Raw genomic sequence first — 24,787 nt, 5'->3', positions numbered from 1 at the left:
GGACATGTTGAACGACAACCGCCAACAATACGTCGTCCAGAGCAACGATCCCAAAGGTGACGAGGGGTTCGGTAAGTTCTTCGGCGCGGTTATTGTGTTTGTGATGTTTCTAGGTTTCGTCCAGGTTGCCTATGAATCGGTCATGGCCTGGTATCATGACACGATGGTTTGGCTGAACGATACGGCGACCTATCTTGCCGGCTTCTGGCCGCTCTAAGGCTCAGCTCTTTTTTACGACATCGGCGTTTGTGCCGATCCGGTCGCAGGACTTGACCGCTTAGGGGGTGAGCGGAAGTTCGGAAGCCGCTTTGGCTCCAGGTCTGGTGTGGGGGAAAGCGAACCGCACTTATCTCGTGGCTGGTGCTCCGAATATCCTTTGGACGACCTTGTGAGCGTCCGCATCAAAGTAGCGGCCATGACTGAGCACGATCCGCTGCGGTCGCCAGGATTGGATCTTCCCGATCGCCGCGTTCGCCTTCCGTCGCTGAGCGAGTAGCGGCAGGCGCATGCCGAAGAATATTTGGCCGTGGGGATGATGCATCCCGGTAAGCCTGGTGACTGTTCGCCATGGCTCGGCAATCTTTTCCAATTCGATGTTGATGATCGTGTCGGTGAGTATCAGCGTTCTTGAGTCCTTGTGGAAGAAAATGAACTCCTTGAAATAGCCGCCAGGAAAGAGAAACTGATCGATATCCCGACGCCATTCTTCCGGCGCCGTGACGTCGAGGTCTCTCGTAAATTCGACATCCACGTGCCGGGCCCGTGCCCGCCGGCGCACGCGTGGCGATGCCCAGGCGATCGTTTCGGGAAACGCTCTCGCCCATTCCCCGATGTGCGCATAATGGAACTGGTTGGGCGACACGAGATGACGAACCCTACCCAAGCCGCGCAGCTCCTTGGCCAGGTTCTCATCGAACTTGATCGGCGAATGAAGGAAGAGGTCGCCGTTCGAGAGACGCACCACCGTCATTCGGGTCGTGAAGGGAAGCGGCAACCTGATGCCGCCGACAGTCAAATACTCTAATGGGCCATCGACGATGCCGATGTCCGGCGCCAGCGCCTTATAGACGTTGATGGGTTCGTAGAGGGAGGCACCCATGTGCTGTCGGCCGCAAACATGCTGGGAAATACCTAAATTACTGCGCGGAGCGCAGGCTGGCTAGCAGGCGATTGTTCCTTGGGTCGGAACTTGCCCTGGACGTCTTCGATTGCCGGAAAGCGGTCACGCTACTGGTGCCTCCAGACCTTCCACGCGGAAATCAGAAGGATCGCGGCCAATGCCGGCGACAGTACTGCATCGGGCGCAATTCCGAGCAACCTGCCTCCAATGAACGTCCCAGCGACTGAGCCAGCGGCCATGATGATCAGGAACGTCCGATTGCGTCTAAGCACGGCAAAGCTCTGATCTCTACTGGCCCGGTAGACTTGAAGGGCATTTTTGCGCGTAGCGCGAGCGTGACCCAGCCAAAAGAATCATTGTAGCCTACGGAACGAAGCTGGCGGTCTGGCGGTTCTCAGTACGACCTTTGAGGAGGTCCGAAAATGAAAGAAGCACCGTGGCGCGTTCCACTGTGGGTGACGCTACAAAACGGTATGCCGCGCCAGTTCTGCGGCCCCTACGATGCCTTGGATTTCTTGGAAAACGAATGGCCAAGCCATGGAGTGCAGCAGGCACGAGCAATCGAGGCTTGTCGCGCTGCATTGCGCCACTCAGAGTATACGAATTCCGCGAAAAACTCCTTCGTAGCAGCATGTATCGAAGCGTCGCTAGAATGCAGCGACGCGGTGAAATTTGGCTATCAGGTCAGGTTCAAAGGAGCGACCCGGCATCGATAGGCCGACGCTACATCGGGCGGCCGCAAGGGGTCGGAAGCCGCCTACTGACAGCTATTCGGCCGCCACGCCAACTTCGACGGGATCAGGTACAGTCGCGTCGAAGATATCCATGAAGTTGCGACGCGTGATGGGTGACCTCTCGCCGAGCTTTTCGACTTTTGTTTCGACCGTTGCCTTGAGCTGCACGGCCCGCGGCTTCAAACCCTCTTCAATCGCCTTAATCCGGGCTTCGATGGCAACCAGGTTAGCGGGCGCTTCCGCGTCGGTCCTAGCAGCCGTCGCCTTTGCCTTCGGCCGCAGCGCCTTTTTGTTGACGGTTCGCTTGGCGGGTACCTCATCCTTCGCATCTACTGGATGATCTTGCTTTTCGACCGCGTGCTCGATGGGCGCGACAGCGGCGGCCGGCTTCTCTTCCTTTACAAGCGGAGGAGGGGCCATTTCGGCGGACGGGTCTCCGCCTTTGGCGTACTCCGGAGTCGTCGCCGGCACGGGCTTCGGCGCCAGATATTCGACGTCCGGCACTTGCGGAATGTTTGCTTGAGAGAACGCCTCTGCCGCTTTGAAAGGCTGCGTTTGGAAGAACCGAAGCTTTTCCCCGAAGATCGGCCTTTGTCCCTCAACGAGCAGGATCATCCTGTTCTCCGGCATTTGCCGGACCTCCTGCGGCATCATCAGGTCGCGCTCCCGAATCTGTTCGACTTTCGTGCGGCGAGGAAGGCCCAGCAATTCGATCGTGCGCGATTCCGACTGGTAGCGGATCGTGCGCTTCCCGAGCGCCCGTGACGCATATTCGGCGGTGGCCTGGTCATTGGCGCCGAGGACGAGCTGATAGCCGCAATTGCCGAGCAGAGAATGCCTCGAGGTCTCGCCGTAGATCTCATCCAGGTTCTTGAGGTCCTGGATGATGAAAGCGAGCTTGATATTATAGCCGGCCACATAGGGCAGCTTCGTCATGATCTCATCCATCCGCTTTAGCTGCCGAAACTCATCCAACAGAAAGTAGACGGGGAGAGAATTTGGATCGTGCTCGAGCGTGAGAATATCCATCACTTGCTGCACGAACAACGTCAGGAGCGGGCGCAGCAGGGTAATATCAGTGATATTTGGCGCCAGGTAGATCGAGGTCGGCCGGCGCTTCATTGCCCGCAAATCCATGTCGGTAACGTTTGTCGCCGCAACGATCCGCTCGTTCTTGAAAGGCCGCATCGCCTTTTGAATGTCCAACAGGGCTGAGGCGGCGGCCCGCTCAGATAGAGCGATGTAGGAATTGAAGCTCTCGACGGTGAACTTCGACAGGTAGGGCTCTTTTTCCTTGATGTACTTCATGAGCGCCTGCAGATCGACGCCGCTGTTGAAGAAGGAGTTGACCTCGCCGAGATTTCGCCGGTCCTTATAGAAGGGGCTTTCCGTGATGTAGCTGATCACGCCGGCAAGGACTTGCTGTGCGGTCGCTTGCCAGACTGAGTTTTCCGACTGCGTATTTTCGGGCACCAGGATGCTGGCGATGTTTTGTAGGTCGGTCGTCCGATTTCCGCGCTCGGAGCGCACGAAATCGAGCGGGTTGTAACGGTTGGTCGTTTCCGAGCCCGGTGCGAACAGGAAGACCTGGCTTCCATTCCGGCGCCGGTAACCCGCGGTTGCTTTAAATACCTCGCCCTTGAGATCGGTTACGATCATCGAACCTTCATGCATGAGCGCGTTCGGAATCACATATCCGGCACCCTTGCCGGAGCGCGTCGGGCCGATGATCAGGTGATGCCGGTCGTCCTTCGTGCGAAGAATGCTGCGCCCGATGCGGCCGAAGATATGGCCCTGCTTGCGGAACCATTTCCCTCGTCGAAGCGAGGCCATGTCCTGAAAAGCAGCATCTCCAAGCGGGTTGGTGATTGGCTTGAGACCCACATAAGCGACGAGGCCGGAAACCAGCAGGGCCGGCGCGATCGAGCCAAGCGCGACTTTCTGCAGGGAAGGGTTCGTCCGGTAGAGCCAGAACTGTTGGATTGGAGCAAAAGGATTGCTGGTGATGGTCGTTTCGAGAATTCGCCCATCTTTATAGAAGAGCTGAAGCCCCAGGCCGTACCCAAGCATCCAGACAACAAACGCTATCCCGACGCAAAAGAGAAGATAGAAGGCCTGCAGCCCCTTGGTCATGTTTCATCCCGGGCAAAGAAAATCTCAGAAACGCCGCGCTTGCCGCCCTCCCGACGGAGTTGGATGACGATCGGGATCACCATCTGGATGTACGACATGAGATCCTGCTTGGAGAAACCGGCCGACATACCGGCTTGCTGCATCATCATGGCGAGCTGCTCATAGGCACCCATCGGCGTGTCCGCGTGGACCGTGGACATGCTGCCCGGATGGCCGGTGTTGATCGCTCGGAGGAAGGAGAAGGCCTCCGAGCCGCGGATTTCGCCGACGAACAGGCGGTCCGGGCGCATGCGCAACGACGACTCGAGCAGGTTTTGAATGGTCACGTCTGCGGTGCCCTGATCACCCTTCGACGCAATCATGTGAACCGCGTTTGCTTGCGGCGGGAGCAGCTCACGTGTGTCTTCGAGCGTGATGATGCGTTCATGCGGATTCACGCTCATCAGGCAGGCATTAAGGAAGGTCGTCTTACCAGAGGAAGTACCGCCACTAATCAGGATGGAGACCCGCTTGGTGATGGCGGTATGGATGAATTCATAGATCCGATTTGCGCGCAGATGTCCGATCAGCTCCCGGTCAATGTCGCTGAGACCCCCAACGGCCACCGATACCTTTTCGAGTGAGCCGTTTTCGCGATACTCCTCGAGTGTGAAGTTGTTGACCACCTGCTTGCGGATCGAGATCGAGCCACCTTCGGGTGCCGCCGGCGGCAGGACAATCTGAATACGCTCACCAGTGGGAAGCGCGGCGCTGAGGATTGGCTTGGAACGGCTGATAAACTGGTTGGTTGCCGCAGCAACGCGCTCACCGATGTTCTGGATTTCATCGACCGTCAGCGTTTCGATCAGATGATGCTCCATATGATCGGCGCCGAACCGCTCCACGTAGACGTGCCCCGGCTTGTTGACAGCGATTTCCACCACCCTCGGATCGTCAAGAAATTGCTTGATCGGCTCGAGGGCGCGATTGAGGAAGTAATGCGGATCGCGCCTGATGGTGCTGGCGTTACCTGCCGCGACGTTCACGCTGAATCTCCTTCATCGCTTCGGTGACCGGATCATCGTACATGGCGCCGAAATCGAGGTCCTGACGCACGTAGACAAAAACGCGCTCGCCTTGGCTGACGCTGATGGTGGGAGGAATGCGGAGGTTTTCGCCCAAGACCTGGTTCGCCATGTCGGAGAAGGTCTCGGCGATCGTTTCGCGGGCCAGTTCTTCGCCGCGCTGTGCGTCGCTATCGTCGTCATCGAACGCCTGGTCGCTTCCATATCCCGTCAGGAAGCTGGCGCCAGCGCCGACGACCGAAAGCATGATCGCCGAGCCAAACCGCTCGCGCCATTTGTTGTCGACATGGCCGGTCAAACCGGAGCGACCCAAGCTGTCTGCACCGATTGAATTGAGCCGCACTGAGACGCCGTCGTCACGAAGAAGCCGGGTCCAGATGACAAAGATGCGTTTCTGCCCGCGCGTCACTTCGGACTGGTATTCGCCGATGAGACGCGTCCCGGTCGGGATCAAAACGCGCCGGCCGTCGAACGAATAAACGTCCTGCGACGTGATCGCACGAATCTGACCGGGTAGGTCGCTGTTGATAGCGGTTTCGAGAATCCCGGGAATCAAAGTTCCTTCCGGTATCATCGCGTCGATCCGCTCGATCTGCCGAGCCTTCGCAGTTCGGTCCGAAAGGCTCGAGGCGGCTGCCAGGTACTTGCTGTTGCGGTCCTCGCCGGCAACAGTCAGTCCGGAATCCGCTTCGCCCGACAAGCTTCCGCTGCCGGTCCCGTTTCCTTTTTGATCAAGCGAGATCAGGCCGGACTTATATCGTTCGGGAAATACCTCGACAGGTGCAATCTCAGCCGCTTGTTCAACGACCTCAGGGGGGGCTGGAACCTTGAACTCGGTCGTATCGACGGGCACTTCTTCGACCGCCTCAGGGGGCTCAGGGAGCTTGATAACTTCCTGCTCGGGCTGCGGCTGCGGCTTTTCTTCTTCTCGCACAAATGACGGTGGTCGGAAGGTCGTGGTTTGAAACTCCTCGTCGCTATCAGAGACGTCACGAGGCTTTTCGTTGGTAGCGGCAAGGACGAAGTAGGCGGCCACAACTCCACCCACAATGAGGCCAGCCATGCTCAGGGATTGGTTGCGGCCGACACGACGATTGCTGACGGCCGTCTCGTCGGCAGCCGTCATGGCTTCAAGTTCGGGGCTGATTTTCATTAATTGCCGCTCCTTCTACGTTTCGCCGCCTTTGTGTCGTGGGCTGGACCGAGAATGTCAGGGTCCGGAGCGCCGAAGTCGGGCTTGCGAAGGTTGAAGATGCAGGTCCATTGGTTGCCGTCGCGCAGTGTGTACTGCGTCGCAACACCATCGACGACGATGTATTCGCCCTCTTTCCTGAAATTTCGCAGTGTCTCGGAAAAGTCGGTCTGGACGGCAAAGATCGCCGGAACCCGGCTGCCGAATTTGAAGAAGGTTTTCTTGCCGTCGTCGAAGATCATTGCCGGCTTCAGCGCCGGGTCGCCAGAAAACGAATAGTCGATGTTGACGTTCGCCTTGTCGATGTTCGACATGTTCGGGTTTGCCGCCCGGTACTCGGCCTCCTTGCGGAGGGATGCGTTCAGGTCCTTCTCGGGGTACACGAAACGGATCCCGAACACCTGCTTGCCGTCAGTCGGAGCATGGTCGTTGAGCTCGAGAAAGTAGATCCTCTTGCTGGTCACAACGTTCATGTTGGTGGCGACATTCTTCGCGATCGGCTTCACGAACAGGATGTTGCCCTTCTCAGACGGGGCAACCTGCCAACTGTCGGTGTCGCCAAGCGAGATCGTCTCGAACTTTTCGTCCTCGTCAAAGATGATCATGGTGGAAATGCCGTAGGTCGCCGAAACCTTCACCACGTTGTTGGACTGGTAGACGACGCTGGTTACGCGTGAGTCGAGAGAGCCGGGACGGGGCGCTTGCGCCGCATAGACGTGAGTCATCATCGCGGCCGCGCTCGCGGCCGAAAGCAGGAAGCGTTTCATCACTCACCGCCCCCTTGTGTCACCGTCTCCTGGTCGCGGCGATAGTTGTAGACCTGGAAGCCCAAGGGGTTCTCGAAGCGCCATTCATTCGTTGCCGGCGTGTCCGTATAGCGATAGCGGACGACGGAAATGTAATGCCGGACGATGGAGTCCGTGTCCGATTTTTCCGTTGTCGAAAACCGAACCAAGGCCGTGCTCGCATTCGAGAAGGTGACGGATTTGATATCAACGGTCACCTTCTTGTTCTTGCCCAGGATCCTTGCCGGATTGTTGGGATTTGCTGCGCTGTAGAGCTCCTGCAGCTCGCGGGCTGCATCGCCAGTCGACAGCAGGGCGGCAATGCCGAAGTTCTGCTCGATGGCGAAGGGGTCGTAGCCTTCACGCGATCGAATGTAGCGAACAACATACGCCTGACTTACGGCCTGTTGGTCGGTGAGGTTCGCCGTGCGCGTGAGACCGGCCTTGACTTCCATGTAGCCTGTGTTTTTGTCGACCTCGACGATATAGGGTTCAAAGCTCTTCAGCGGGACGAGCATCACCAAAGCTGTCAATGACAGCAGGGTTATCGCTCCGAAAATCGTCGTGACCATCCACGCGAGCGTGCGCGATCGCTTGGCTTTCTTCACGATCTCCTGTTCCCAGCGATCGCCATCCTGAAAATAACTCCGAAGAGCTGTTTCGTTCGTTTCCGCCATTCGTTCTAGCCCTTACGTTCGCCCCTCAGCGAGGCATGCTGTTGTTGCTGATGCGGTTCTGCATCGCCTCAGCACTGGCATTTCTAATGTTGGCTTTCATGCCTTCGTGGGTTCGCGCCCTGGCCCGCATCCCAGCATTACCGACGGCACCCGCCAGCTTTTGCCCTCCCGACAAGGCGGACATTGGTGCTGAGATTCCCGCAAACCGGCCGACCGCCCGAGCAACATTGCCGAGGCCAGCCGCTACGCCGCCGGTAATGCCTTGGGCGAGCACCTGAATGTTGAAGAGGACGAACGCGCCGGCGGCGCAGAGCAGTAGGAAAGCGGAGATGTCGCTGAGTTGAAGGCGCCTTTGGTTCGCGGCGGTGCTGACCTTTGTCAGTTCCGGGTCCATTGCTGCGATCAGGAACGCGGCCACGACGTAAACGAATAGCGGGATCAACGCGTACATCAGCACCTGTTGGAACCAGGCGACGCCCAGGCCTCTTGTCTGGTCGAACAGCATGCAGCCGATGAAAATCGGCGCGGTCCCGATCAGGACCCACATCATGACTTTTGCGAGCAGTAGGATCGCCAATGCCACGGCGATGAAAACCGCGACGGCAAACATGATCAGGAAGCCGACCATCGACGGCAGCACCGAAAAATATCCCGACTGCTCCGCAAACGCGGAAGCGGCCTCGTTGGCCGTTCTCCAGATCATCGACAGGCCGTTTGTCGGTTCGGTGATCCCGGTCCCTGTCGCGGTTAGGATCGCCCGACCGACGTCTTCCGGCGTGTCGTTCAGCCAGGAATAGAATAGCGTGTTAAAGTAGTCCCACTCTCTCACGAGCGTGAGGATGATCAACATGCGGGTCACGCGCCCGATGATTTCGCTCACGCTGACGCGGGCGGTCCCCATGAAGAGTTGCAGCCCGTAATAGCCCACATAGGCGATGAACATGAGGGTAAGCAGCGGCACGATCTCGTCGCCGACGATCACGTATGCTCTTGCCGAGAAATTCGCGCCAGTCTGTTCGATTCGATCCAGCAGCGCGCCGAGAAAATCGTTCATCGGTGGGAGCCCATCCTCATTCAGTCGCCAGCGCGTCGATCGCTGCGAAAGCTTCCGTCGCCTCGCCGTTCACACTCATCATCGGGCCGCATTCCTGGCGAGGATCCGGCGCGTAAGAGGTCAGGTTGGCAGGCCTTTTGCAGGGCGCGGATTTCTCCTTCGCCGCCGTGCCGCAGCCGGCGAGGCCGGCCGCGATCAAGACGGGAAGGAGAGCCTTTGCTGTCAGGATGATTTTACTGGTCACTGTAGGTGAGTGCCTTCTTTGAGTTGGAGATGTCCGTCAGGCGTCGCTGGTTATCGGCCTGGAGGGAAGACACGGCGCCGTTCATCACGCCGATCAATTCGTTGACCGTCAGGCCGGCTTGCACCTGCAGCTGTGTATTCTGGTCAATTGAACCCTTGATATCCTTGGCTTGACCGATGTTCGCGCCCGCTTGCTCGAAAGATGTGCGGCGGGTCTGGACGGCCTTTTGCGAGCCGGTGACGAGGGCGGCGACACCGAGAACTGTGTTGACCATTTCCTCGTACGACTTGTCGCCCGAGAACGAGCTGCCTGCCTGGCCGGATAGGTTTTTCACGAGTTGCAGGCCGTTGATGAAGGTCGTGGCGACCTTGCCAATGTCACCGCCCATGCTGCCGAAATTCGGCACCCCGCCCGACATCAGGCTGTCGAAGGACGGAATTTGGGAAACGCTGAATCCATTGCCAACGGCAAGGTTCTGCATCTGGTTGGCGTCGCTGCCGCGATCGCCGGTCACCGCCTGAAGGGTCTCCTGGACCGTTTTCAGGACTTCCTTGTTGGTGCCAAGAATCTTGTCGGTCGTCGTCGACGTTTGCTGCGCAATCTTAAGATTGGCGCCGTCGATGACCGGTACTTGGGCGAGAGCTGTGGATGCAAAGGCCAGCGAATACGCCGTCAAAATTAAACGTCTCATCGCAGTTCTCCTCATTGAGCGTTCAACATCAGTTCTACGTTGGCCTCACGTTCACGCTTCTGGACGCAAGCCTTCTCCGCCGGGCTCCATTCAAGCCCTTCCCGAGGGTCGCAAAGACCAGTCGTTTCGCGGTCCTCCTCGTCATCGTCGGCTCTGAAATCGCTTGTGCGCGACGATCCGGACAGGCCGCCAACATCGACGGCGCTACGAGAGTTCATGAGGTCCGCCATCGACGTGCCAAGACGAATGACCTGGTTCATCATTTCAAGGTTGGCATTGCGAGCGCCGGAGTTGTGGTCCCAACTGTCCTGGACCGTGCCGCTGTACATTCCGCCCAATTGCTGCAGCCACGACGCGACGTTTCCGCTGCTCTCGCCGACCGCCTGAGAGGTCGCCATGGAATTAATCGTGGAGTCGCGCATGCCGGTGAAGCCCGTCGCGCCACCGCCGTAGTTCATCGGGATAGTGGCAACATCGGAACCGCCGAAGGCCGGCAACCACTTTTGGGTGATGTTCGCGACGTACCCTTGCGTTTCCTTGAAAGGAGGGATCCCGCCATACTTCTGCACGTTTCCAGGACCGGCGTTATAGGCGGCTAGCGCCAGATTGGTGTTGCCGTTGAAGCGGCGGAGTTGCTGTTTTAGATACCTCGCACCACCCCGAAGATTGTCTTCGATGTTGTGGGGATCGACTCCGAGGTCCTTTGCCGTGCCCGGCATAAGCTGAGAGAGCCCGATCGCACCGACGGGCGATTTCGCACAAGGATTGAAGCGGCTCTCCTGGTAGACAAGCGCCATGAAGAGCTTTTCATCGACACCTTCCTCCTGAGCAACACGCTTCACGAGTCCGGTAATTTCGGGATTGGCGGTCGCTGCCGAGGCTGGATCGCCGCCTCTCCCAGGTCGATAAATCGAGCAGGTCATCCCTTTGCTGACGGCATACCGATCATTGTCGGTCTTCTCAATTTCAGTCGTCGTCTGGTCACGCGCGGTGTCGGTCTTGAGAACCTTGTCGTCGATTACGGGCACCTGAGAGAGCGCCGGTGCGGTTTCGACAAGCGACAGTGCAGAAATTACCCACAAAGCAGGACGTTTTCTCATTCGGCCTTCTCCCATCCGCAGAATTCAGCCAGCCAGTTTTCCGGCTCGTCGCCATGTCGTTCCCGAAGCGCTGCGCATTCCTCGATCGTCTCCTTGCGCCCTGAGAGCACTTTCACGAGATCGGGCATGGTGGAGAGATCGAGCCGGGCAATGACCGAGTCATTGCCGTGTTTGATGAGGAAGGTTCGCTTTTCGGGTGGGGTATTCTTGATGAAATTAAATTCCTTCACCGTCAGGCCAAAACGCTTGATGTAGCTCTCTTCGTCGGCACGAGGGTTCGGGAAGTGGATGTTGGTTGCGGACTGCTCGATCAACGTGTGTGAGGCTTTTGCCTTGGCGATATCCGCCGCGGACTGAGTTCCGAAACCAACAATGCCATTGAGCTTGCGGATGGTCTTCATCTTGTCGACGATGAACGCCGAAAAAGTCTCGTCCATGAGGAGCTGCCAACCTTCGTCCATGAAGAACATGACGGGGTTTCCGTCCAGCAGCTCATCCAACCGATGATATAAATACATCAGTGCCGGAGTGCGCAGGTCCTCGTTTCCGAGAATGTTCGTCATGTCAAAGCCGAACACACTCCGGCCCGAGAAGGAGAGGACGTCATGCGCGGCGTTAAAGAGCCAGGCCTTTTCGCCGTCGATCCAAGGCCTGAGGCGCGAATGAAGATCGTTGGCATCCGCCCGCGACCGACCGACCAGCAACCCGGCCAGGTTCGGCAGATTCCGCTCCGCGGCAGGCTCCTGCATCAAACGGACGATTGCCCGTTCAAGAGTGTCCTCGTCTTCCTGGTTGAATTCGCTCCGATCTCCGGAGCGCAGCATTGCCTTCAGCAGCCGAAGCAGGAATTCGCGGTTTGGGCCGGTATTCTCGAGCTGCAACGGGTTGAAGCCCGTCGGCGTTCCCGGCGACAATACCTCGTACGAGCCTCCAATGGCCCTTACAAAGATCTCGGCGCCACGGTCCTTGTCGAAAAACACGGCCTTTGGTGTCGGCGAAACGCGCATCGCCTGCGCTAGCAGGAATGTAAGTGCGACGGTCTTGCCGGAGCCTGTCGGCCCGGTGACAAGGAAGTGGCCGATGTCACGACGGTGGAAGTTGAACCAGTATGGCGTTTGCGAAGTGGTTTCAAGAATCGTGATCGGCAGTCCCCAATGAGTGCGATCAGCCTGCCCCGTTGCGAAATTGTGCAGCGACGAGAGGCCGGAGAAATTCGCGCTCGACAGCATTGCCTTGCGGGCAACGTAGCTGTGGTTGCCGGGCAATTGCGCCCAAAAGCCCGCTTCGAGGTTCAGGTCCTCGCGAAGCCAATTGATGTTCATGTCAGTCAGGCAGGCGCCGAGTTCAGACACGGTGCGGCTGACGCCGGCGAGGTCGCGGGACAGGCAGAGCAGCGAAAGATGGTGGAAGCCGAACACGGCTTCCTGGTTCATTAGGCTATTGAGCGCATAGTCGATGTCCTGTTCGACCGCGCTGCCGGATTCATCCGATGCCCTGATTTGCCGTTGCAGACGACTTATTCGCTCTTGCGCAATCGGCTTGTCGGCGACGGTGAAAGATTGCGTCAGAATGAACTCATGGTTCACCTGCAGCAGGCCGTCCAACATTCCCGGTCCCGTAAAGGGCGGATATTCTTTAATCGATAACAGTGCGCCAAAACGGGTATCTTCGTCGACTGCCGCCTGAGCCTGCATTGTCCGCTTACTGAAATGCAGCCGCGACGTGCCGACAAAGTTGCGGATGCCCATGCGCGGCAGGCGCATTTTGCGCGGCACACCACAGGTCAGGATCGCATTGATGAATTCGCAGGGCTCGGAATAGGGTTCGCCCTGTTCCTTCTTTTCATGCCCCTCGATCGTCGCCTCGTCGTCATTTCTGCGACGATAGGTGATTCCAAGTGCTCGGGCGCCGTACTTATGCAGGTCCCGCACGATGTTGCCGATCAACTCTTCAAGCTCGGAAACATCTTCACGGGTTTGTTGGACCCGTGCGTCTTTGCTGGCCTTGTCGAAGAGCTTCTTTAGCGAGTCGCCAACGCCGAGAGCACCCCGCATTCCAGACCGCACGATGGTCAGATAGATTTCGTTCGTGAACATGCGCTTGTGACGCAGTTGCTCAACGTAACGCCTATTCAGCAGATCGCAGAATGGCTCGTCGAACGCGCCACCGATCTCGGTTTCGACTTCGCGGCGGATTACAGTGGACCAAAGGGAATAGCGGCTCGACCCCAAGGCGCGGATCATCGTGTTTTGCACGACGGATCGCATGTTCAGTTCAGCCTGGTCTTCTGTTTGGAAAAATAGCCCATCCAGTTTGATGACGCTCAAGAGTGAACCGTTTTCCAACCCGATCACAGTGTCGGAGACCTGTCTGAGGTAGGGTATATGGGTCGACATGGGCCGCTCGTTGCTAGCGACCCGTCCAAATCCAAGCTCTTCTTTCACGACTTTCAGCATGATCACGGTCCGTAAGAGTTGGTGCCCCAAAAACGCTTGTTGGGCGTGCGGGGCGTCTTGCGAGACGTCACCTGCAGCACGTCGAGGATTTTGTTGTCCCAGGTGCAAAGCGAGAACAGAACGATGTAAGCGACCGGCGCGATGAGCAGCGCGAGGAAGTGGTTCGTCGCCAGCCAGCCGATAATGGTGACCCCGACGATCAGCACCACCGCCATGTATGGCACGCCCCAAAGGGTAGGAGATCGAGTTAACCCGATCACCAACGGAGAAAGAGCCGGCTTTTCGTCGGAGAACTCGCTCATGCTCAGTTGCTGCCGACGGACGAAATCATCTGGTCGACGATCGCCGGCGCTCCGAACACAAGACCAATACCGATAACAACCGCACCCGCTGTGAACCACGAGAGACGTCCGGCGAAGGCGAGGAAGCCAAGGCCGATGACAGCAATGATCGCCATCAGTCGCCCAAACGGGCCGGTGATGAAGTCAACGATCATCTGGACGGCCGTTTGAAGCGGCGCAAAGGCGCCTCCGGCTCCGCCGCCTGTCTGCGCAAAAGCAATATCGGCGCCAACAACCTGAATGGCAGCTACCATGCCGAACATCGCCACAAGCTTCAGCGCTTGGGATTTGTCCCTCTGTACACCCGTCTGCATGTATCTCTCCTTTAGAAGTGCATTACGCCACCGACAAACGTGCCGGTTTTCTTTACTGCGATGACGCCGGCATCGCCGCTGTCACCCGCATCTAAGACCGCTTGCGAAGCGGCTATTCTCGCCTTGCCTTTTGCCGACGGCATCGGCAGCCCGAGCTGGTAGTTGACCACCTTGGCGACGTAGCCGACGGTTTCCTTGAACGGCGGGACGCCGCCGTGCTCATAAATCCGCTGTTCGCCGCTGTTGTAGGCGGCCGCAACAAGAAGGGGGTTTTGGAACTCGTCGAGGAGTGCCCGCAGGTACTTCACCCCGCCCTCGATATTCTGAGCAGGATCACAGATATCCTCGACGCCAAAGCGTGCAGCCGTCGCCGGCATGAGCTGCATCGGCCCGCGCGCGCCCTTTGGTGAATTGCGGCTCTGGTCAAAACCACTTTCTGCCCAGGTGATCGCCGTCGCAAAACGCTCGTCCACCCTGTATTTCCGTGCCGTCCGGACAACCAATGATTTGATTTCGTCTGTGCCCAGCGGAGAGGGACCGCAGGTTTGTGCTTCGGATTGGCCGCCCTCAGTCGGCTCTAATGCATCAATTTGCTCTAAGTTTCCGGTCGGAGTTTGCGAAATTCTATGCTGAAAGGTGTCGTCATTTGCCGATGGTGCGTGGCCTATTTGTGCATCAATTTGATTCGAGCCCCCAAGATTATGGAGGTCCTCTTGCGCTTCGGTCGCCGGTTTCACAACGCCTTCGGCGCCAAAGACGAACTCTTTCTCGGATCCAGACCAGCGCTCCTCGAAATTCGTCGCGAGGGAGGGCTCGCCGTGATTTTGCCAAGTGCTTTGATTGCTTACGATATTTTGATTTATATTATCGTTTTTGGCGTGAGCGGTCCCGCCCCAAACCAGTGACAAAAGGGCGGCGCTGGCAAAAGTACACCTGCCCGAAATGCCTGCTTTTCTAGCCCTTTTTTCCATCGTCCTCCGCCTAACATGCGGTGTTGTGATTGAAACAAAATCTGTTTAAGTTGGTGCGTGCATTACATCGATTTGGTTCAGAGATACAACTTTTTGCAGATCACTGAAACCCCCTTTTGCCGGGGGATCGACAGAAGCAATTTGGATAAGGGCTAGAAAATGAAACGGACCATCATTGCCGCACTCGTAGGTGGTGTAATGACAACACCCGCTTTGTCTGCCTCGGACATCGACAAGAACTACATCAAGTCACTGGCAGCGCCGGGTAAGACCGTGCTGGTAATCGAGTACTACGACGGAAGTGGCAAAGTCGCCGATCGCAAGGGTTACGCGACCACGGTCGGGTTCAAGGCCGTATCGCCCACGGACTTCCTCGTTGACGACAAGACGACGCTTCGCCTCTACGGGCTCGAGCCCTGCAAAGGTGAAATGGTCAACCGTAGTGAAGACTTCGCCGGGAGCTGCGACGACTTTGCACAGAAGCAGCTCCAAATCATGCTGCAAAACCCAAAGGTTGTCTTTTGCCGCGCGTTCGTGAGCGAACAAGGCGCACCCCTTCAGAACGCGACTTGCTACGGCTACTACAATTTCCCTGGCAGTCTCGATTCCGTCGATATGTTCGAGGAGCAGCTGCTATCGCTGGGCGCGCTACGCCTATCGCAGAGACCTGACGGAACGCCCGTTCGCTCGGATCTCACCAAAGCCGAGGAGATCGGGCAAAAAGGCTCTTTCGGGATGTGGGCCGATCCAAGGGTAAAGGGGCAATGAGAGAGGTTCTCATTCTTCTACTGGCCCTCTTCCCGACATCCGTCGCCGCCGCGCCAGATGGATATTTCGATCTGCTGCCTGGCGTCACCTTGGAAACCGGCGATACGTGGACGTCGGATGGCAAGCGCTACCGGCTCTATGGCGCTCAATCCTGCCTGCGCGGCACCTCTTACAAGGACAATCACGGGCAGAAGCGCGATTGCGGCGAGGCCTCCCTTGCCGTACTCGCGGCATACATCAAAGACACCAAGCCTGTTTGCGCGCCGATCGTTAAAAAGGACGGTATCGCCTACGTGGTCTGCTATGCGACCGTTGGAAAAGACCGGCTCGATCTGGCGAATGTGCTGATCACGAGCGGCTACGCCTTCGCGGCCCTCAACGGTGAGGGCCTGCCCTATCACGTTCCCTATGCCGTGGCCGAGCAGCTTGCCCGCGATAAGCGCGCCGGCCTTTGGCAGTTCGAAGACGTTCAGCACCCGGCCATTCTTCTGAGCCGCGAGGTCAATGCGCGAAACAAGAAAGCGGATCAATGAAGCGATGCCTAGCCGCTACCGCGGTTCTCACTGCGATCATTCTGCCAGCTACCGCGGCTGACCTCGTCGGGAATCCCGATGCAACCCGACGGCGGCAGGCCGACGCTCCGGCCCACGCGTATCCGGTCTTCAACGGTCGCGTCGCGGTCATGGATGGCCGGACGCTCTGGTATCCGCAATACCCCCAGCGTGTCCGCCTCGCCGATATAGACGCCTGCGAGCTGCCACAATGGGCGCTCGACCCTAAGTGGCTGGACCGCCAGCGACAAAAAGCACCTTCGCCCGTTCCATGCGGCCCACTCGCAAAGTCCTGGCTCAAAAGGACCATCGGCAGCAAACCGGTCGAGTGTAGCGTCATCGCCTATGGTCATGATGGCATCCCGCAGGCCCGCTGCACGACGAGCGGGCAAGATGTTGCGGTAGAGATGCTTCGGGTTGGTTGGGCGCGCGTGGCCTCGCCGTATTCGCACAACACTCAGTACTTGGCCTATCAGCGGTACGCCATGGCTGCCCGCTATGGCATGTGGGCTACCTACGTCCTCGACATGAACGAGTGGCGGCGCAAAGCCGTAGACAAGACGCTCGGCCGCCAGCCGATCGCGGACGCCAATCTTCTCGCGGATCGCGAGAGCGAAATCTCGCCACCCTTTATCGATGCTCGGCGGAAGCCAAGGAGGACTGACCGATAGGTGACGGATTTCGCTCAAATTGCGCACCGGCCAGCGCACGATCGACACGGCTCGTCGTCGATCGGCTGTTTCCCGCCGCAACCATCGAGGACCACCTGAATGAAGCGTCTGTTTTTCGCCACAGTCGGTCTCGCCGCGTTTGCCCTTGCTCCCCAAGGCGCCAAGGCACAAGACGCCACCTGGGGCTGCCAAGTACTCCTCTGCGCCGCCTCCCAAAGTCCGTCTTGGCAAGGCGTGTCCTATTGCGTAACGCCGATGACGAAGCTCATCAACGCGATGAAGAAGCCTGGCTTCTCTTGGCCTATCTGCCACGAGGCGAAGGCGGGTAAACCGGGTCGCGAGCAATATGAGGATTGCCCGGCCGGCACGAACATTGGCTACAGTGAAAGCGGCCGCGATGGAGTGAAGCGGACTCCCAACAAATGTGTTCAGGTCGTCGACCGGTGCGAGAACCGCAGTGACTTCCACGCCCGGTACGGCAACGCGGACGCCAACGATCGAGCAAATATCGAATTGCGTACTCTCTATAACGATCGGGACAATCTGAGCAAAAACGGATGCAAGGTCCAGGTCACCATGCCTCGACCCCAGCGTTCAAATCCCTATTTCTTCGACATTCCGAATGACAGGGGCGTCAAGGAACGCTTCTGGTTCAACCTCAGAACCTAATCTGTGTGGAAGGCTGCAATGAACCAGAACATGCTTTTGCTGATCGCCGCCAGTGTCGGTCTCGCAGCCGGTGCTGGCGGCACATATCTCGCCACGTCCGGACCCGATGTGAACTCTCAGTCAAAATCCAAGGCCGAGTTGGTAGCGGCTATCTCCGCTGATCCGTCACTTTGCCCTGTGCCGATGGTCGAAATGCCCTCAGAGGAGCAAGCTCTTGCAGCGTTCCGCAAAGCCCACGCCGCTTCGCCACTCGTTTGGGATCGAAACAACATGCCCGAGATTTCCTTGAAGCTCGGACAGTGTGACAAAAGCGACGCCGGTCCCGGTGTGGCCTGCATGACGTCTGTAAAGATGTCACCAGAAGCTCAGCCTTTAGATCGTGTCGTAGGCTTCTCGAAGTCCACCACGGGTGAATGGGTAGCAACAATCAACTAGCCACTGCCGGACCGGTCTTGGTCGGGAAAAAAGAGGGGGTGGCCGCAGGCGCCGCTCTAATCCGCTCGATCAGCCATATGCAAGATCGCGTCCAATTCATGGGCATTCAAAGTGCCCGTATGGCCATCAGATAAGCTGCGATAAAGGTCAGTTTGAGCCTCGATTCCCGATCGTCGCGCGGCTCATAGTTCACGATCGCTGCCCTTGCGGTTTCTTCCTCATGCGCAGCGCCTAGCGACTCATTCGTATAGCCCATGCACGAAACACCTTCGGCAGCTCCGCTGGATCTCTCGACTTGCACGGCATCGGCAACAGTCCGTTGCGCAGCAATATGCCTCTCCATTTGGTCAGCCAAGGAAGCTGGAGCTTCCGGCTTCAAATTCCGTCATCGTAACCCTCAATCCCAGGCTCAGCGTACCCCTCGGCTTCCAAATCGAAGGGGAGGGCGGGAGCCCCGCTCCTGCTCCCCGAGCTCGCGCGGAGTAGCGGAAGAGAGGGGGACAAGCGCTAAACCGGAGGGGGATCACGCACCCGCAGGGCCGGTCGGCATAGCCGACTGGTGCTGCAGGCCGAAGGCCGAAGCATGGGGAGACCGGTTTAGTGCTTGTGGGGGAGAGAGGACAGCGGGCACTCTCCCCCTCTCAGTGAGTTGAAAAGAAGCGGCCTTCCTTCGGTGCTCGATAAATGGAAGTCAGGCGAATCGGGAGCGGAGAGGCGAAAGACCTTTCGCTTGAACAGAAGGTCGAGTGCCTTCTTGACCAAAAAGCTAGCGCCTTGCGGAATGTGCTAGATTGGGCTTTTCCCCTCGTCATCCACTCAAATGAAATGGCCGGTGTCGCCATCATCCCTTTCGTCACAATAGCAGCGGCTCTTGAGCGGTAGCTAGCGCGGGCTTGTCCGCCACTTGGACCACCCGCAGCATGCCATCTGGAAGCGGGCGCTGCAAAGACTTGGCTTCTTCCCATGGTGCTGTCAGCCAGGCTTCCACCTCATCTTTGGACGTCAGGACTACGGGCATCGCCTTTGGGTGAATGGGTTTGACGATGGTGTTTGGCTCCGTCGTCAGGAAGGCAAACAGGTCGATCGTGACCAAGCCCTCCTTGATCTTGCGAACGCTCGTCCAATCCTTGATCCAGATGCCGGCGAAGAACATCAGTGGCTCTTCCGGCGTTCTCGCGAACCAGGCGTTCGGCGTCCGGCCGCCCTCGACCTTGCTCGCAGGATCTGGTTCGGCGAAGCGGGTGAGGGGAACGACGCATCGGTTCTCGACCCCGAGCCAACGCTTCCAGTGCTTGCTTGATGTGTTGCGGACGTTGGTTGTGCCGCCGTCCGGTTCCATTTTCAGAAGCTCATCGAAATCGACTTCCTTGCCTTTGGCCCGAAGTTTGTCGGCTCGCTTCTTGGCCGCCTCGAACAGAGCTTGGCTGGATGACGGCATACCCCAGCGCACAGAGGCCAGTTCGCGGCGACCCTCATTGTTCCGGACGATTGGTGCGGACTGGTCGGGATAGACGTCGATCGACGGCTGAAGGTTACCGACCAGGTCGTTCGTGATGGAAACGAAATCGCGGATCGCCTGCTGGTTTGTCGTCAGATTATAGAGATTGCACACACTCATCTCCTCAGAGAACATCGTCCTTCCAAACTGGTTTTCGCAGCAACTTCACCTTGACCAGCTTTCGGACGCGGAGCTTCCCAATGTCGTGGCCCCAGGGCAACTCGAAAATCGCTCGCAGGTAGTCTTTATTTCCGCATTTCTCGCATCGGAAGTTTGGCGCAATCTCGTCAATCGCCACGTCGCCACAGAGCTCCAGCAGGTCCCGGCATCGATAGCGGTGAGCAATCCGGCAGTGCATGCAGTCAATCTTGACGATCTGTCCGGTTTCCTCGGCCTTGGAAAGGGTGTGCATGCGCTGCTGGCGCGTCAGTCCATTTTGCTCTGGCATTGCATTAGTTCGTTGTTGTTTGCGGTCGACGCTCCCATGCCGCGATAGGCCGGCATGAAGAATGTGCATTCGTATCTGGTGGTCAGGGCCGCCAGCAACACGTCGGTGATCGTTCGCTTGGCGTTGTCCCGCTTGTTGGCATCAATTCCTACAAGGTTTTTGGCTATAACCTCGGGTACGTTCCAAAGCTCCTCGGCCAGCAGGTCAATAACCTCGGCATCCGGCACGTTTACGCCGTGTCGCTCGATCCTGTGATTGATGCGGATCGCCTTCACAATTTCGGTCGCGATGCGATGCGCGCTCGGTCGCTCGCGTCTTCGCGATTGACCAGTGCCCGCGAGTGCGCGCTTTGAAGGGCCGCCAGCGATGGTGAGGTGGATGTAGATGGCTTGATCGAGCCTGTCGTGATCGGACACAGGTTTTCTCCCTGGCAGCAATGCTGCCGGTTGGTGTTGTGCCGCACTATTGGATGAAAGGGTCCCTGCCTGACGCCCTGGTGGTTATGCCTGCTTCGATGGAGGCCAGATCGCCGGTCGATGTACGACGCAGAACCAGTTGGGAGCGGCCTTGCCGATGGCAAAGCCAAATCCGCCCCACTTCTGGCAGCTTGGATGCTCACAGAGGTGCGTGACAGGGCCGTTGTCGGTCTTTTTCGCTGCGCCGCCTTCGTCGCTCATGTTCGGTACCTCTTTTGAATGTTCTTATTATGTTCTCATGGTCGCGAGAGTCAATGAGGCGCTTCCGCGGAACTGTGCGTAGAGGCAAATCTGTATTTTAGCGATTACTTTGACAAAGATGCGACTTTGACGTTCAATCTTCTATGCAAGGGGCATAGGGGGAGATATGCGCCATCAGTATCGCAGAGTTCCGCGCAAAAGGTCGATGTTGCGTGAAGCGCCGGCCATAATGGTCCTCATCGGGGTCACGGGCATCGCTGGGGTAACTTCGATCGAGGAGTGGGTCGCAGAGCCTTCGACGCTCCTCTCCGCCATCGATCCAAGCTGCAACATCAAGGGTAATGTCAGCATCAACACCGGGGAGCGGATCTACCACGTTCCGGGTCAGACCTTTTACTCGGAGACGGTGATCAATTCGCGGTATGGCGAGCGCTGGTTCTGCAGTGAGGCCGAGGCGCGGGCCGCTGGGTGGCGACGGGCACGGCGATAGAGCAGACCTTTTCGCGGCTTTGTGCGTTAATGCGGCATGGCTAAAACAGCGAAGAAAGCGCCGCCTACTGCGCCGCCTCCCGCACCGCCGGCCGATCCGATGCCGAGTTGGGTCGGTCCTTGCGTTGCAACCCTTGTCGACAAGCCACCACCCGGGGCGGCTTGGTCCTATGAAGTGAAGTGGGACGGCTATAGGGTTGAATTGCATATCGAGCCCGGCCGGGTGCGGGTCCTAACGCGCAATGGTCACGACTGGACCAATCGTTTCCCCTCCATTGCAGCGGAGGCGCCGCAGCTCGGCGTCAATAATGCGATCATCGACGGCGAGGCTGTCGTGCTCGACGATAAGGGCCGATCGGACTTCGGCTTGCTTCAGCGCGCCCTCGGGCGCCGGCCGGGCTTACATGGCCCCGGCGAAATCCTCCTTATGGCTTTCGATATCCTTTACCTCGACGGTCGCGACCTGCGGAGGCAACCGCAGGCCGAGCGCCGGCAGTTTCTCAAGCAGCTTCTCGCCAGCCGCGACGGCTCTATCCTTCTTTCCGAAGAGGTCGATGCGGACGGGGCAGAATTCTTCCGTGCCGCCTGCGAGCTCGGTCTAGAGGGCATCATCGCAAAGCGGCGGGACAAGCCCTACCACTCAGGCCGCCGGCCGGAATGGCTCAAGATCAAATGCGCTCGGCGCGACTGGTTCGTGATCGTCGGCTATGAGCCGTCGACTATGCCAGGCGCGATCGGCCGGCTGCTCCTGGCTGCGAGGAAGGTTGATGAACTCGTCTACGTCGGAGGGTGCGGCACTGGGTGGAGCAATCAGGAATCCGTCGCGCTGCGCGAATTACTCAACGCAATCCCGGCTGAGAAGCCGCCGGTAGGATTGAAGCGCAAGGGGGCGGTTTTCGCCCGTCCGCTCTTGATAGCCGAAGTCGAGTATCGCGCGTGGACGCAAGATGGAAAGCTTCGGCATCCTTCCTTCAAAGGCGTGCGAGAGATGGAAGGACCATCCGATGTCTACGAGATCAATGCGCAGCCAATGCGAACTGCAGTGCAGTGAGCCTGCATCTTTGCAGCTTTCCAAACCAATTGCCGATCGCGCGTGCGGCGAAAGAGGCAGACCCGCCCTCAGCTTTTGCTCTCACAGCGCAGGTTGTAGTCTAGGCTTATTTAGTCTTTTCTAAATTTTAACGTGTGCTATCGTCCGGCGCAGGGGTATACAAAAAGCGAGGATCTGCAGTTTTGGTTTGAGGGGACCAGATGTGCGCGAGCCATACCAGTTAAGTCGCCGAGCTTTGGTGCTCGGCCCACTTCTGCTTCTACTTCCAAATGACGCCGAGGCGCGCCGTCGTGGCGGCCTATGGGGAGGTGGAGGCGGTGGCAGAAGTCGCTCGCCTTTCGCGCTGCTGATAGGTGGCGTGCTAGTTTGCGCGATACTTGTCGCCAATTCCGTGTTTGGTAAAAGCCTGCCTTCAAAAGGAACAGGCAAGCCGCGAGCGTCGCGTGAGGCCGTAGGGAGGTCCGCCAAATTCAATCCGACCAAACGCACGGTGGCGCCGAGAAGGGGGTTATCGCCCTGGGTGCTTGTGTTGCCTCTCGCTGGCGTCGTGATAGGCGGGGCCTACGGCTGGGCAACCGTGCCGCCGGAAGATACCATTTCCGCATCCTTCCCCATATGCACATCGAGCGTGCGAACAACGTGCGTCGTGGATGGTGATACGTTCTGGCTCGACGGCATCAAGTACCGGATCTCGGACATAGACACCCCAGAAATCAGTGAGCCGCGTTGCGCCGAAGAGAAGGCGCTGGGTGAGCAGGCCACGATCCGTCTGCAAACGCTTCTCAATGCCGGCGCATTCGGTCTCAAAGCGGGGATGCGTGACGAGGATAAATACGGGCGCAAGCTACGGGACGTCTACCGGAGCGGTAAATCGCTCGGCGCTCAGCTTGTTGACGAAGGATTGGCGCATCGATGGGTTGGCTTCAAGCAGTCGTGGTGCGGATAGAGATCTTCGGACAACACCTGCTCGGATGAGGTGTCGTTATGTTATAACTGTGGCAGCCAAGTTGAACTGTCCGCTTTGGCGCAAAGTTAAAATGTCACTTTGGGCTGCCCTACGGCACGACGACCAGCCCCGATCTGACCGGCTGATCCGGTTGCAAGATCAGATCGGGGTGGGTGGTGGCCACCTCTTCGGCTTTAGCTTTGAGATGTTGCGATGACGGATCATTCCGCAGCATCAAGTCGGGAAAGGGCCTTCTCACGTCGCGCGATCACCACCGGATCGTTCGTGAAGTCCGTCCGCTTGCCCGGCTTGCGGCCACGCGGTTTGTAGCCATTCTTGTCGCTGTTCGTCTTCACGGCCGGCTGCGTCTGCTGGTCCTGACGTTCCTTGATGTAAGCCAGGACATCGGAAAGCCGCTTGTTCTCGGTGATCGCCGCATGCGTCACCCGCTGGTCCTTGTCGAACACCCTGTAGGACAGGGAATGGCCTTTCCACCGCACATCCAATCGGCCATCCGCATAGGCATAGGTTTCGACATAGCGACCAGCCAAACCGCGCGTCACCTCGGTCTCCTCGAGCATGATCCGCTGGCGCTCAAACGAAAACGTCAGTTGCGCTCCGACATAGCGCTGCTCGCGTTTGCACAGGATCTCGGCCAGCCGATCCGGTGCAAGGTTCATCGGCCGGTGCAGGTCATCGGGTCGGGCAGGGACAATGGCAAACCGCGCGTTGTAGTGCTCTATGAAGCCAGGCAAAAATGCATTGCCAGCCTCCATGTCGTCGATACCCGCCAGCCTTAATTCCTTGACCAAGCGATCTTGCAGCGTCCGGTTCATCCGTTCGACGCGACCTTTGGCCTGACTGGAGTTTGCGCAAAGAATCTCGATGTTTAACTCGCAAAGCGCTCGCCCGAACTGCGTCATGCCCTGGCCACCCTTGGCATCCTTCTTCGCCACCCGGAACACCGAATGCTTGTCGGAGTAAAAGGCGACCGGTGCCCCGTGATGCTTGAGATACAGCGCCAGCGCTTCAAAGTAGGTGAAGGCGCTTTCCGAACGCACAAACCGCACCTGCATCAACTTGCCCGTCGCATCATCGACGAACACCAGCAGCGAGCATGACGGCCCACGATCCTCAAACCAGCGATGCTCCGACCCGTCGATCTGCACCAGCTCGCCATAGGCCTCGCGTCGCAAGCGTGGCTGATGAAACGTCCGCCGCTGCTTGCGCGACAGCCAGAGGCCGTCGTCCGACATCCATTGGCGCAGCGTCTCGCGCGATACCGTCAGTCCATCGCGTTCGGCTAGCTTCTCGGCCGCCAACGTCGGTCCGAAGTCCGCATAGCGTTCGCGAACGAGCGTCACCGCATAATCCCGAACACCGTCGCTGATCCGGTTGTTCGAGGGTCGGCCGATCGCCTTATGCCGGATTGAAGCCGCGCCGCCAGTGTTGATCCGCTCCAGCAGACGACGGACCTGACGGGTGCTCAGTTCAAGCACGCGCGCCGCCGACGCCAACGTCATGCGTCCGGCGATCACTTTCGACAAAACCTCAATCCGTTGCAGATCGCGTTCGCTCATCGCAATCAATCCCATCCGCAATCTCCCAGGTCATCAAAACCCGGGGAGAGTGACATTCCAACTTTGCAGGATCAGGACACTTTAACTTTGCGGGGGAGAATCTAATCCAAGTGCAACATTGACGGGTG

30 protein-coding genes and 1 pseudogene are annotated in these 24,787 nt (G+C 58.2%); 10 read left to right on the top strand and 21 right to left on the bottom strand.

From position 1 onward, the window contains the following. Positions 1–4: 4 nt before the first annotated feature. The gene (locus MKZ91_RS20440) at positions 5–217 is read left to right on the top strand and encodes a hypothetical protein (RefSeq protein WP_113399153.1); all 213 of its coding nucleotides are present in this window, start codon (positions 5–7) and stop codon (positions 215–217) included. Between the two features lie 129 nt (positions 218–346). On the opposite strand, the gene MKZ91_RS20435 is transcribed toward MKZ91_RS20440, so the two are convergent. Together MKZ91_RS20435 and MKZ91_RS20430 are read right to left on the bottom strand one after the other, a co-directional pair. Then, positions 347–1,099 (bottom strand): DUF4336 domain-containing protein, encoded by a 753-nt coding sequence (locus MKZ91_RS20435; RefSeq protein ID WP_336172916.1) that lies wholly within the window; start codon positions 1,097–1,099, stop codon positions 347–349. A gap of 128 nt (positions 1,100–1,227) precedes the next feature. Beyond that, positions 1,228–1,419: pseudogene (locus tag MKZ91_RS20430) on the bottom strand (sulfite exporter TauE/SafE family protein); the annotation flags it as partial. A 123-nt stretch (positions 1,420–1,542) separates the two neighbouring features. Here MKZ91_RS20430 and MKZ91_RS20425 point away from each other — a divergent pair. After that, the gene (locus MKZ91_RS20425) at positions 1,543–1,836 is read left to right on the top strand and encodes a DUF982 domain-containing protein (protein WP_336172915.1); all 294 of its coding nucleotides are present in this window, start codon (positions 1,543–1,545) and stop codon (positions 1,834–1,836) included. Between the two features lie 51 nt (positions 1,837–1,887). On the opposite strand, the gene MKZ91_RS20420 is transcribed toward MKZ91_RS20425, so the two are convergent. From MKZ91_RS20420 to MKZ91_RS20360, 13 genes are read right to left on the bottom strand one after another with little or no spacing between them, the layout of a single operon-like run. Next, positions 1,888–3,987: a type IV secretory system conjugative DNA transfer family protein gene (locus MKZ91_RS20420; protein ID WP_336172914.1), complete on the bottom strand. Its 2,100-nt coding sequence runs from the start codon at positions 3,985–3,987 to the stop codon at positions 1,888–1,890. After that, complete coding sequence (virB11, locus tag MKZ91_RS20415; protein WP_336172913.1) at positions 3,984–5,012, bottom strand: P-type DNA transfer ATPase VirB11; 1,029 nt, start codon at positions 5,010–5,012, stop codon at positions 3,984–3,986. Before virB11 ends, MKZ91_RS20420 begins: the two co-directional genes overlap by 4 nt. Continuing rightward, positions 4,993–6,204 carry a type IV secretion system protein VirB10 gene (gene virB10, locus MKZ91_RS20410; RefSeq protein ID WP_336172912.1) on the bottom strand — a complete coding sequence of 404 codons (1,212 nt, stop codon included), beginning with the start codon at positions 6,202–6,204 and terminating at the stop codon, positions 4,993–4,995. The genes virB11 and virB10 overlap by 20 nt, the downstream gene beginning before the upstream one ends. Beyond that, positions 6,204–7,013 (bottom strand): P-type conjugative transfer protein VirB9, encoded by an 810-nt coding sequence (gene virB9, locus MKZ91_RS20405; protein ID WP_336172911.1) that lies wholly within the window; start codon positions 7,011–7,013, stop codon positions 6,204–6,206. The genes virB10 and virB9 overlap by 1 nt, the downstream gene beginning before the upstream one ends. Beyond that, positions 7,010–7,705, bottom strand: coding sequence for a virB8 family protein (locus tag MKZ91_RS20400; protein WP_336172910.1), 696 nt, complete (start codon positions 7,703–7,705; stop codon positions 7,010–7,012). Before MKZ91_RS20400 ends, virB9 begins: the two co-directional genes overlap by 4 nt. Before the next feature lie 25 nt (positions 7,706–7,730). Then, complete coding sequence (locus tag MKZ91_RS20395) at positions 7,731–8,759, bottom strand: type IV secretion system protein (RefSeq protein WP_336172909.1); 1,029 nt, start codon at positions 8,757–8,759, stop codon at positions 7,731–7,733. A 16-nt stretch (positions 8,760–8,775) separates the two neighbouring features. Beyond that, positions 8,776–9,003 carry a hypothetical protein gene (locus tag MKZ91_RS20390; protein ID WP_336172908.1) on the bottom strand — a complete coding sequence of 76 codons (228 nt, stop codon included), beginning with the start codon at positions 9,001–9,003 and terminating at the stop codon, positions 8,776–8,778. Then, positions 8,993–9,694 carry a type IV secretion system protein gene (locus MKZ91_RS20385; protein WP_336172988.1) on the bottom strand — a complete coding sequence of 234 codons (702 nt, stop codon included), beginning with the start codon at positions 9,692–9,694 and terminating at the stop codon, positions 8,993–8,995. Before MKZ91_RS20385 ends, MKZ91_RS20390 begins: the two co-directional genes overlap by 11 nt. An 11-nt stretch (positions 9,695–9,705) precedes the next feature. Beyond that, positions 9,706–10,794, bottom strand: a complete 1,089-nt coding sequence (locus MKZ91_RS20380) for a lytic transglycosylase domain-containing protein (RefSeq protein ID WP_336172907.1) — start codon at positions 10,792–10,794, stop codon at positions 9,706–9,708. Further along, positions 10,791–13,250 (bottom strand): VirB4 family type IV secretion/conjugal transfer ATPase, encoded by a 2,460-nt coding sequence (locus MKZ91_RS20375; RefSeq protein ID WP_336172906.1) that lies wholly within the window; start codon positions 13,248–13,250, stop codon positions 10,791–10,793. Before MKZ91_RS20375 ends, MKZ91_RS20380 begins: the two co-directional genes overlap by 4 nt. Positions 13,251–13,252: 2 nt before the next feature. Continuing rightward, the gene (locus MKZ91_RS20370; RefSeq protein ID WP_336172905.1) at positions 13,253–13,552 is read right to left on the bottom strand and encodes a type IV secretion system protein VirB3; all 300 of its coding nucleotides are present in this window, start codon (positions 13,550–13,552) and stop codon (positions 13,253–13,255) included. A gap of 2 nt (positions 13,553–13,554) precedes the next feature. Then, a complete protein-coding gene (locus tag MKZ91_RS20365) occupies positions 13,555–13,905 on the bottom strand; it encodes a TrbC/VirB2 family protein (protein ID WP_336172904.1) in 351 nt (116 codons plus the stop codon). 11 nt (positions 13,906–13,916) lie between these two features. Beyond that, positions 13,917–14,876: a lytic transglycosylase domain-containing protein gene (locus MKZ91_RS20360; protein WP_336172903.1), complete on the bottom strand. Its 960-nt coding sequence runs from the start codon at positions 14,874–14,876 to the stop codon at positions 13,917–13,919. A 159-nt stretch (positions 14,877–15,035) separates the two neighbouring features. Between MKZ91_RS20360 and MKZ91_RS20355 the strand changes: the two genes are divergently transcribed. The 5 genes from MKZ91_RS20355 (at position 15,036) to MKZ91_RS20335 (ending at position 17,970) form a co-directional block, all read left to right on the top strand. Beyond that, the gene (locus tag MKZ91_RS20355; RefSeq protein ID WP_336172902.1) at positions 15,036–15,644 is read left to right on the top strand and encodes a hypothetical protein; all 609 of its coding nucleotides are present in this window, start codon (positions 15,036–15,038) and stop codon (positions 15,642–15,644) included. Further along, complete coding sequence (locus MKZ91_RS20350; RefSeq protein WP_336172901.1) at positions 15,641–16,177, top strand: thermonuclease family protein; 537 nt, start codon at positions 15,641–15,643, stop codon at positions 16,175–16,177. The genes MKZ91_RS20355 and MKZ91_RS20350 overlap by 4 nt, the downstream gene beginning before the upstream one ends. After that, positions 16,174–16,866 carry a thermonuclease family protein gene (locus tag MKZ91_RS20345; protein ID WP_336172900.1) on the top strand — a complete coding sequence of 231 codons (693 nt, stop codon included), beginning with the start codon at positions 16,174–16,176 and terminating at the stop codon, positions 16,864–16,866. Before MKZ91_RS20350 ends, MKZ91_RS20345 begins: the two co-directional genes overlap by 4 nt. Before the next feature lie 99 nt (positions 16,867–16,965). Continuing rightward, positions 16,966–17,535 (top strand): hypothetical protein, encoded by a 570-nt coding sequence (locus tag MKZ91_RS20340; protein ID WP_336172899.1) that lies wholly within the window; start codon positions 16,966–16,968, stop codon positions 17,533–17,535. Between the two features lie 18 nt (positions 17,536–17,553). Beyond that, the gene (locus MKZ91_RS20335) at positions 17,554–17,970 is read left to right on the top strand and encodes a hypothetical protein (RefSeq protein WP_336172898.1); all 417 of its coding nucleotides are present in this window, start codon (positions 17,554–17,556) and stop codon (positions 17,968–17,970) included. A gap of 106 nt (positions 17,971–18,076) precedes the next feature. Here the strand turns inward: MKZ91_RS20335 and MKZ91_RS20330 are convergent, their stop codons facing one another. The 5 genes from MKZ91_RS20330 to MKZ91_RS20310 form a co-directional block, all read right to left on the bottom strand. Beyond that, positions 18,077–18,226, bottom strand: a complete 150-nt coding sequence (locus MKZ91_RS20330) for a hypothetical protein (RefSeq protein ID WP_336172897.1) — start codon at positions 18,224–18,226, stop codon at positions 18,077–18,079. A gap of 597 nt (positions 18,227–18,823) precedes the next feature. Further along, positions 18,824–19,582, bottom strand: coding sequence for an SOS response-associated peptidase (locus MKZ91_RS20325; protein WP_336172896.1), 759 nt, complete (start codon positions 19,580–19,582; stop codon positions 18,824–18,826). Between the two features lie 10 nt (positions 19,583–19,592). Then, positions 19,593–19,916, bottom strand: a complete 324-nt coding sequence (locus tag MKZ91_RS20320; RefSeq protein WP_336172895.1) for a hypothetical protein — start codon at positions 19,914–19,916, stop codon at positions 19,593–19,595. Then, a complete protein-coding gene (locus MKZ91_RS20315; protein ID WP_336172894.1) occupies positions 19,895–20,332 on the bottom strand; it encodes a hypothetical protein in 438 nt (145 codons plus the stop codon). The genes MKZ91_RS20320 and MKZ91_RS20315 overlap by 22 nt, the downstream gene beginning before the upstream one ends. A gap of 84 nt (positions 20,333–20,416) precedes the next feature. Then, positions 20,417–20,593, bottom strand: a complete 177-nt coding sequence (locus MKZ91_RS20310) for a hypothetical protein (RefSeq protein WP_336172893.1) — start codon at positions 20,591–20,593, stop codon at positions 20,417–20,419. Between the two features lie 166 nt (positions 20,594–20,759). On the opposite strand from MKZ91_RS20310, the gene MKZ91_RS20305 reads away from it, so the two are divergent. The 3 genes from MKZ91_RS20305 (at position 20,760) to MKZ91_RS20295 (ending at position 23,079) form a co-directional block, all read left to right on the top strand. Then, the gene (locus tag MKZ91_RS20305; protein ID WP_336172892.1) at positions 20,760–21,083 is read left to right on the top strand and encodes a sunset domain-containing protein; all 324 of its coding nucleotides are present in this window, start codon (positions 20,760–20,762) and stop codon (positions 21,081–21,083) included. 36 nt (positions 21,084–21,119) lie between these two features. After that, a complete protein-coding gene (gene ligD / locus MKZ91_RS20300) occupies positions 21,120–22,133 on the top strand; it encodes a non-homologous end-joining DNA ligase (RefSeq protein ID WP_336172891.1) in 1,014 nt (337 codons plus the stop codon). A 646-nt stretch (positions 22,134–22,779) separates the two neighbouring features. After that, positions 22,780–23,079, top strand: a complete 300-nt coding sequence (locus tag MKZ91_RS20295) for a thermonuclease family protein (protein WP_336172890.1) — start codon at positions 22,780–22,782, stop codon at positions 23,077–23,079. Between the two features lie 221 nt (positions 23,080–23,300). Here MKZ91_RS20295 and MKZ91_RS20290 read toward each other — a convergent pair whose 3' ends face one another. Next, positions 23,301–24,674, bottom strand: a complete 1,374-nt coding sequence (locus tag MKZ91_RS20290; RefSeq protein ID WP_060517155.1) for an ISNCY family transposase — start codon at positions 24,672–24,674, stop codon at positions 23,301–23,303. Positions 24,675–24,787 lie beyond the last annotated feature (113 nt).

Origin of the sequence: Ensifer sp. MJa1 (assembly GCF_037026475.1) — a bacterium.
In the GTDB taxonomy this organism is placed as follows: domain Bacteria; phylum Pseudomonadota; class Alphaproteobacteria; order Rhizobiales; family Rhizobiaceae; genus Ensifer.
The sequence above is the reverse complement of the archived record's forward strand: the minus strand, read 5'-3'. Positions and strand labels throughout refer to the sequence as shown.

Coding starts and splice junctions, on each gene's coding strand:
- MKZ91_RS20360 (WP_336172903.1), bottom strand. CDS start 14,876: ATGGAAAAAAGGGCTAGAAAAGCAGGCATTTCGGGCAGGTGTACTTTT.
- MKZ91_RS20380 (WP_336172907.1), bottom strand. CDS start 10,794: ATGAGAAAACGTCCTGCTTTGTGGGTAATTTCTGCACTGTCGCTTGTC.
- MKZ91_RS20350 (WP_336172901.1), top strand. CDS start 15,641: ATGAGAGAGGTTCTCATTCTTCTACTGGCCCTCTTCCCGACATCCGTC.
- MKZ91_RS20340 (WP_336172899.1), top strand. CDS start 16,966: ATGAAGCGTCTGTTTTTCGCCACAGTCGGTCTCGCCGCGTTTGCCCTT.
- MKZ91_RS20290 (WP_060517155.1), bottom strand. CDS start 24,674: ATGGGATTGATTGCGATGAGCGAACGCGATCTGCAACGGATTGAGGTT.
- MKZ91_RS20400 (WP_336172910.1), bottom strand. CDS start 7,705: ATGGCGGAAACGAACGAAACAGCTCTTCGGAGTTATTTTCAGGATGGC.
- MKZ91_RS20370 (WP_336172905.1), bottom strand. CDS start 13,552: ATGAGCGAGTTCTCCGACGAAAAGCCGGCTCTTTCTCCGTTGGTGATC.
- MKZ91_RS20385 (WP_336172988.1), bottom strand. CDS start 9,694: ATGAGACGTTTAATTTTGACGGCGTATTCGCTGGCCTTTGCATCCACA.
- MKZ91_RS20435 (WP_336172916.1), bottom strand. CDS start 1,099: ATGGGTGCCTCCCTCTACGAACCCATCAACGTCTATAAGGCGCTGGCG.
- MKZ91_RS20440 (WP_113399153.1), top strand. CDS start 5: ATGTTGAACGACAACCGCCAACAATACGTCGTCCAGAGCAACGATCCC.
- MKZ91_RS20420 (WP_336172914.1), bottom strand. CDS start 3,987: ATGACCAAGGGGCTGCAGGCCTTCTATCTTCTCTTTTGCGTCGGGATA.
- MKZ91_RS20320 (WP_336172895.1), bottom strand. CDS start 19,916: ATGCCAGAGCAAAATGGACTGACGCGCCAGCAGCGCATGCACACCCTT.
- MKZ91_RS20395 (WP_336172909.1), bottom strand. CDS start 8,759: ATGAACGATTTTCTCGGCGCGCTGCTGGATCGAATCGAACAGACTGGC.
- MKZ91_RS20345 (WP_336172900.1), top strand. CDS start 16,174: ATGAAGCGATGCCTAGCCGCTACCGCGGTTCTCACTGCGATCATTCTG.
- MKZ91_RS20425 (WP_336172915.1), top strand. CDS start 1,543: ATGAAAGAAGCACCGTGGCGCGTTCCACTGTGGGTGACGCTACAAAAC.
- ligD (WP_336172891.1), top strand. CDS start 21,120: ATGGCTAAAACAGCGAAGAAAGCGCCGCCTACTGCGCCGCCTCCCGCA.
- MKZ91_RS20355 (WP_336172902.1), top strand. CDS start 15,036: ATGAAACGGACCATCATTGCCGCACTCGTAGGTGGTGTAATGACAACA.
- MKZ91_RS20375 (WP_336172906.1), bottom strand. CDS start 13,250: ATGCTGAAAGTCGTGAAAGAAGAGCTTGGATTTGGACGGGTCGCTAGC.
- MKZ91_RS20335 (WP_336172898.1), top strand. CDS start 17,554: ATGAACCAGAACATGCTTTTGCTGATCGCCGCCAGTGTCGGTCTCGCA.
- MKZ91_RS20305 (WP_336172892.1), top strand. CDS start 20,760: ATGCGCCATCAGTATCGCAGAGTTCCGCGCAAAAGGTCGATGTTGCGT.
- virB10 (WP_336172912.1), bottom strand. CDS start 6,204: ATGAAAATCAGCCCCGAACTTGAAGCCATGACGGCTGCCGACGAGACG.
- MKZ91_RS20365 (WP_336172904.1), bottom strand. CDS start 13,905: ATGCAGACGGGTGTACAGAGGGACAAATCCCAAGCGCTGAAGCTTGTG.
- MKZ91_RS20310 (WP_336172893.1), bottom strand. CDS start 20,593: ATGAGCGACGAAGGCGGCGCAGCGAAAAAGACCGACAACGGCCCTGTC.
- MKZ91_RS20330 (WP_336172897.1), bottom strand. CDS start 18,226: ATGGGCTATACGAATGAGTCGCTAGGCGCTGCGCATGAGGAAGAAACC.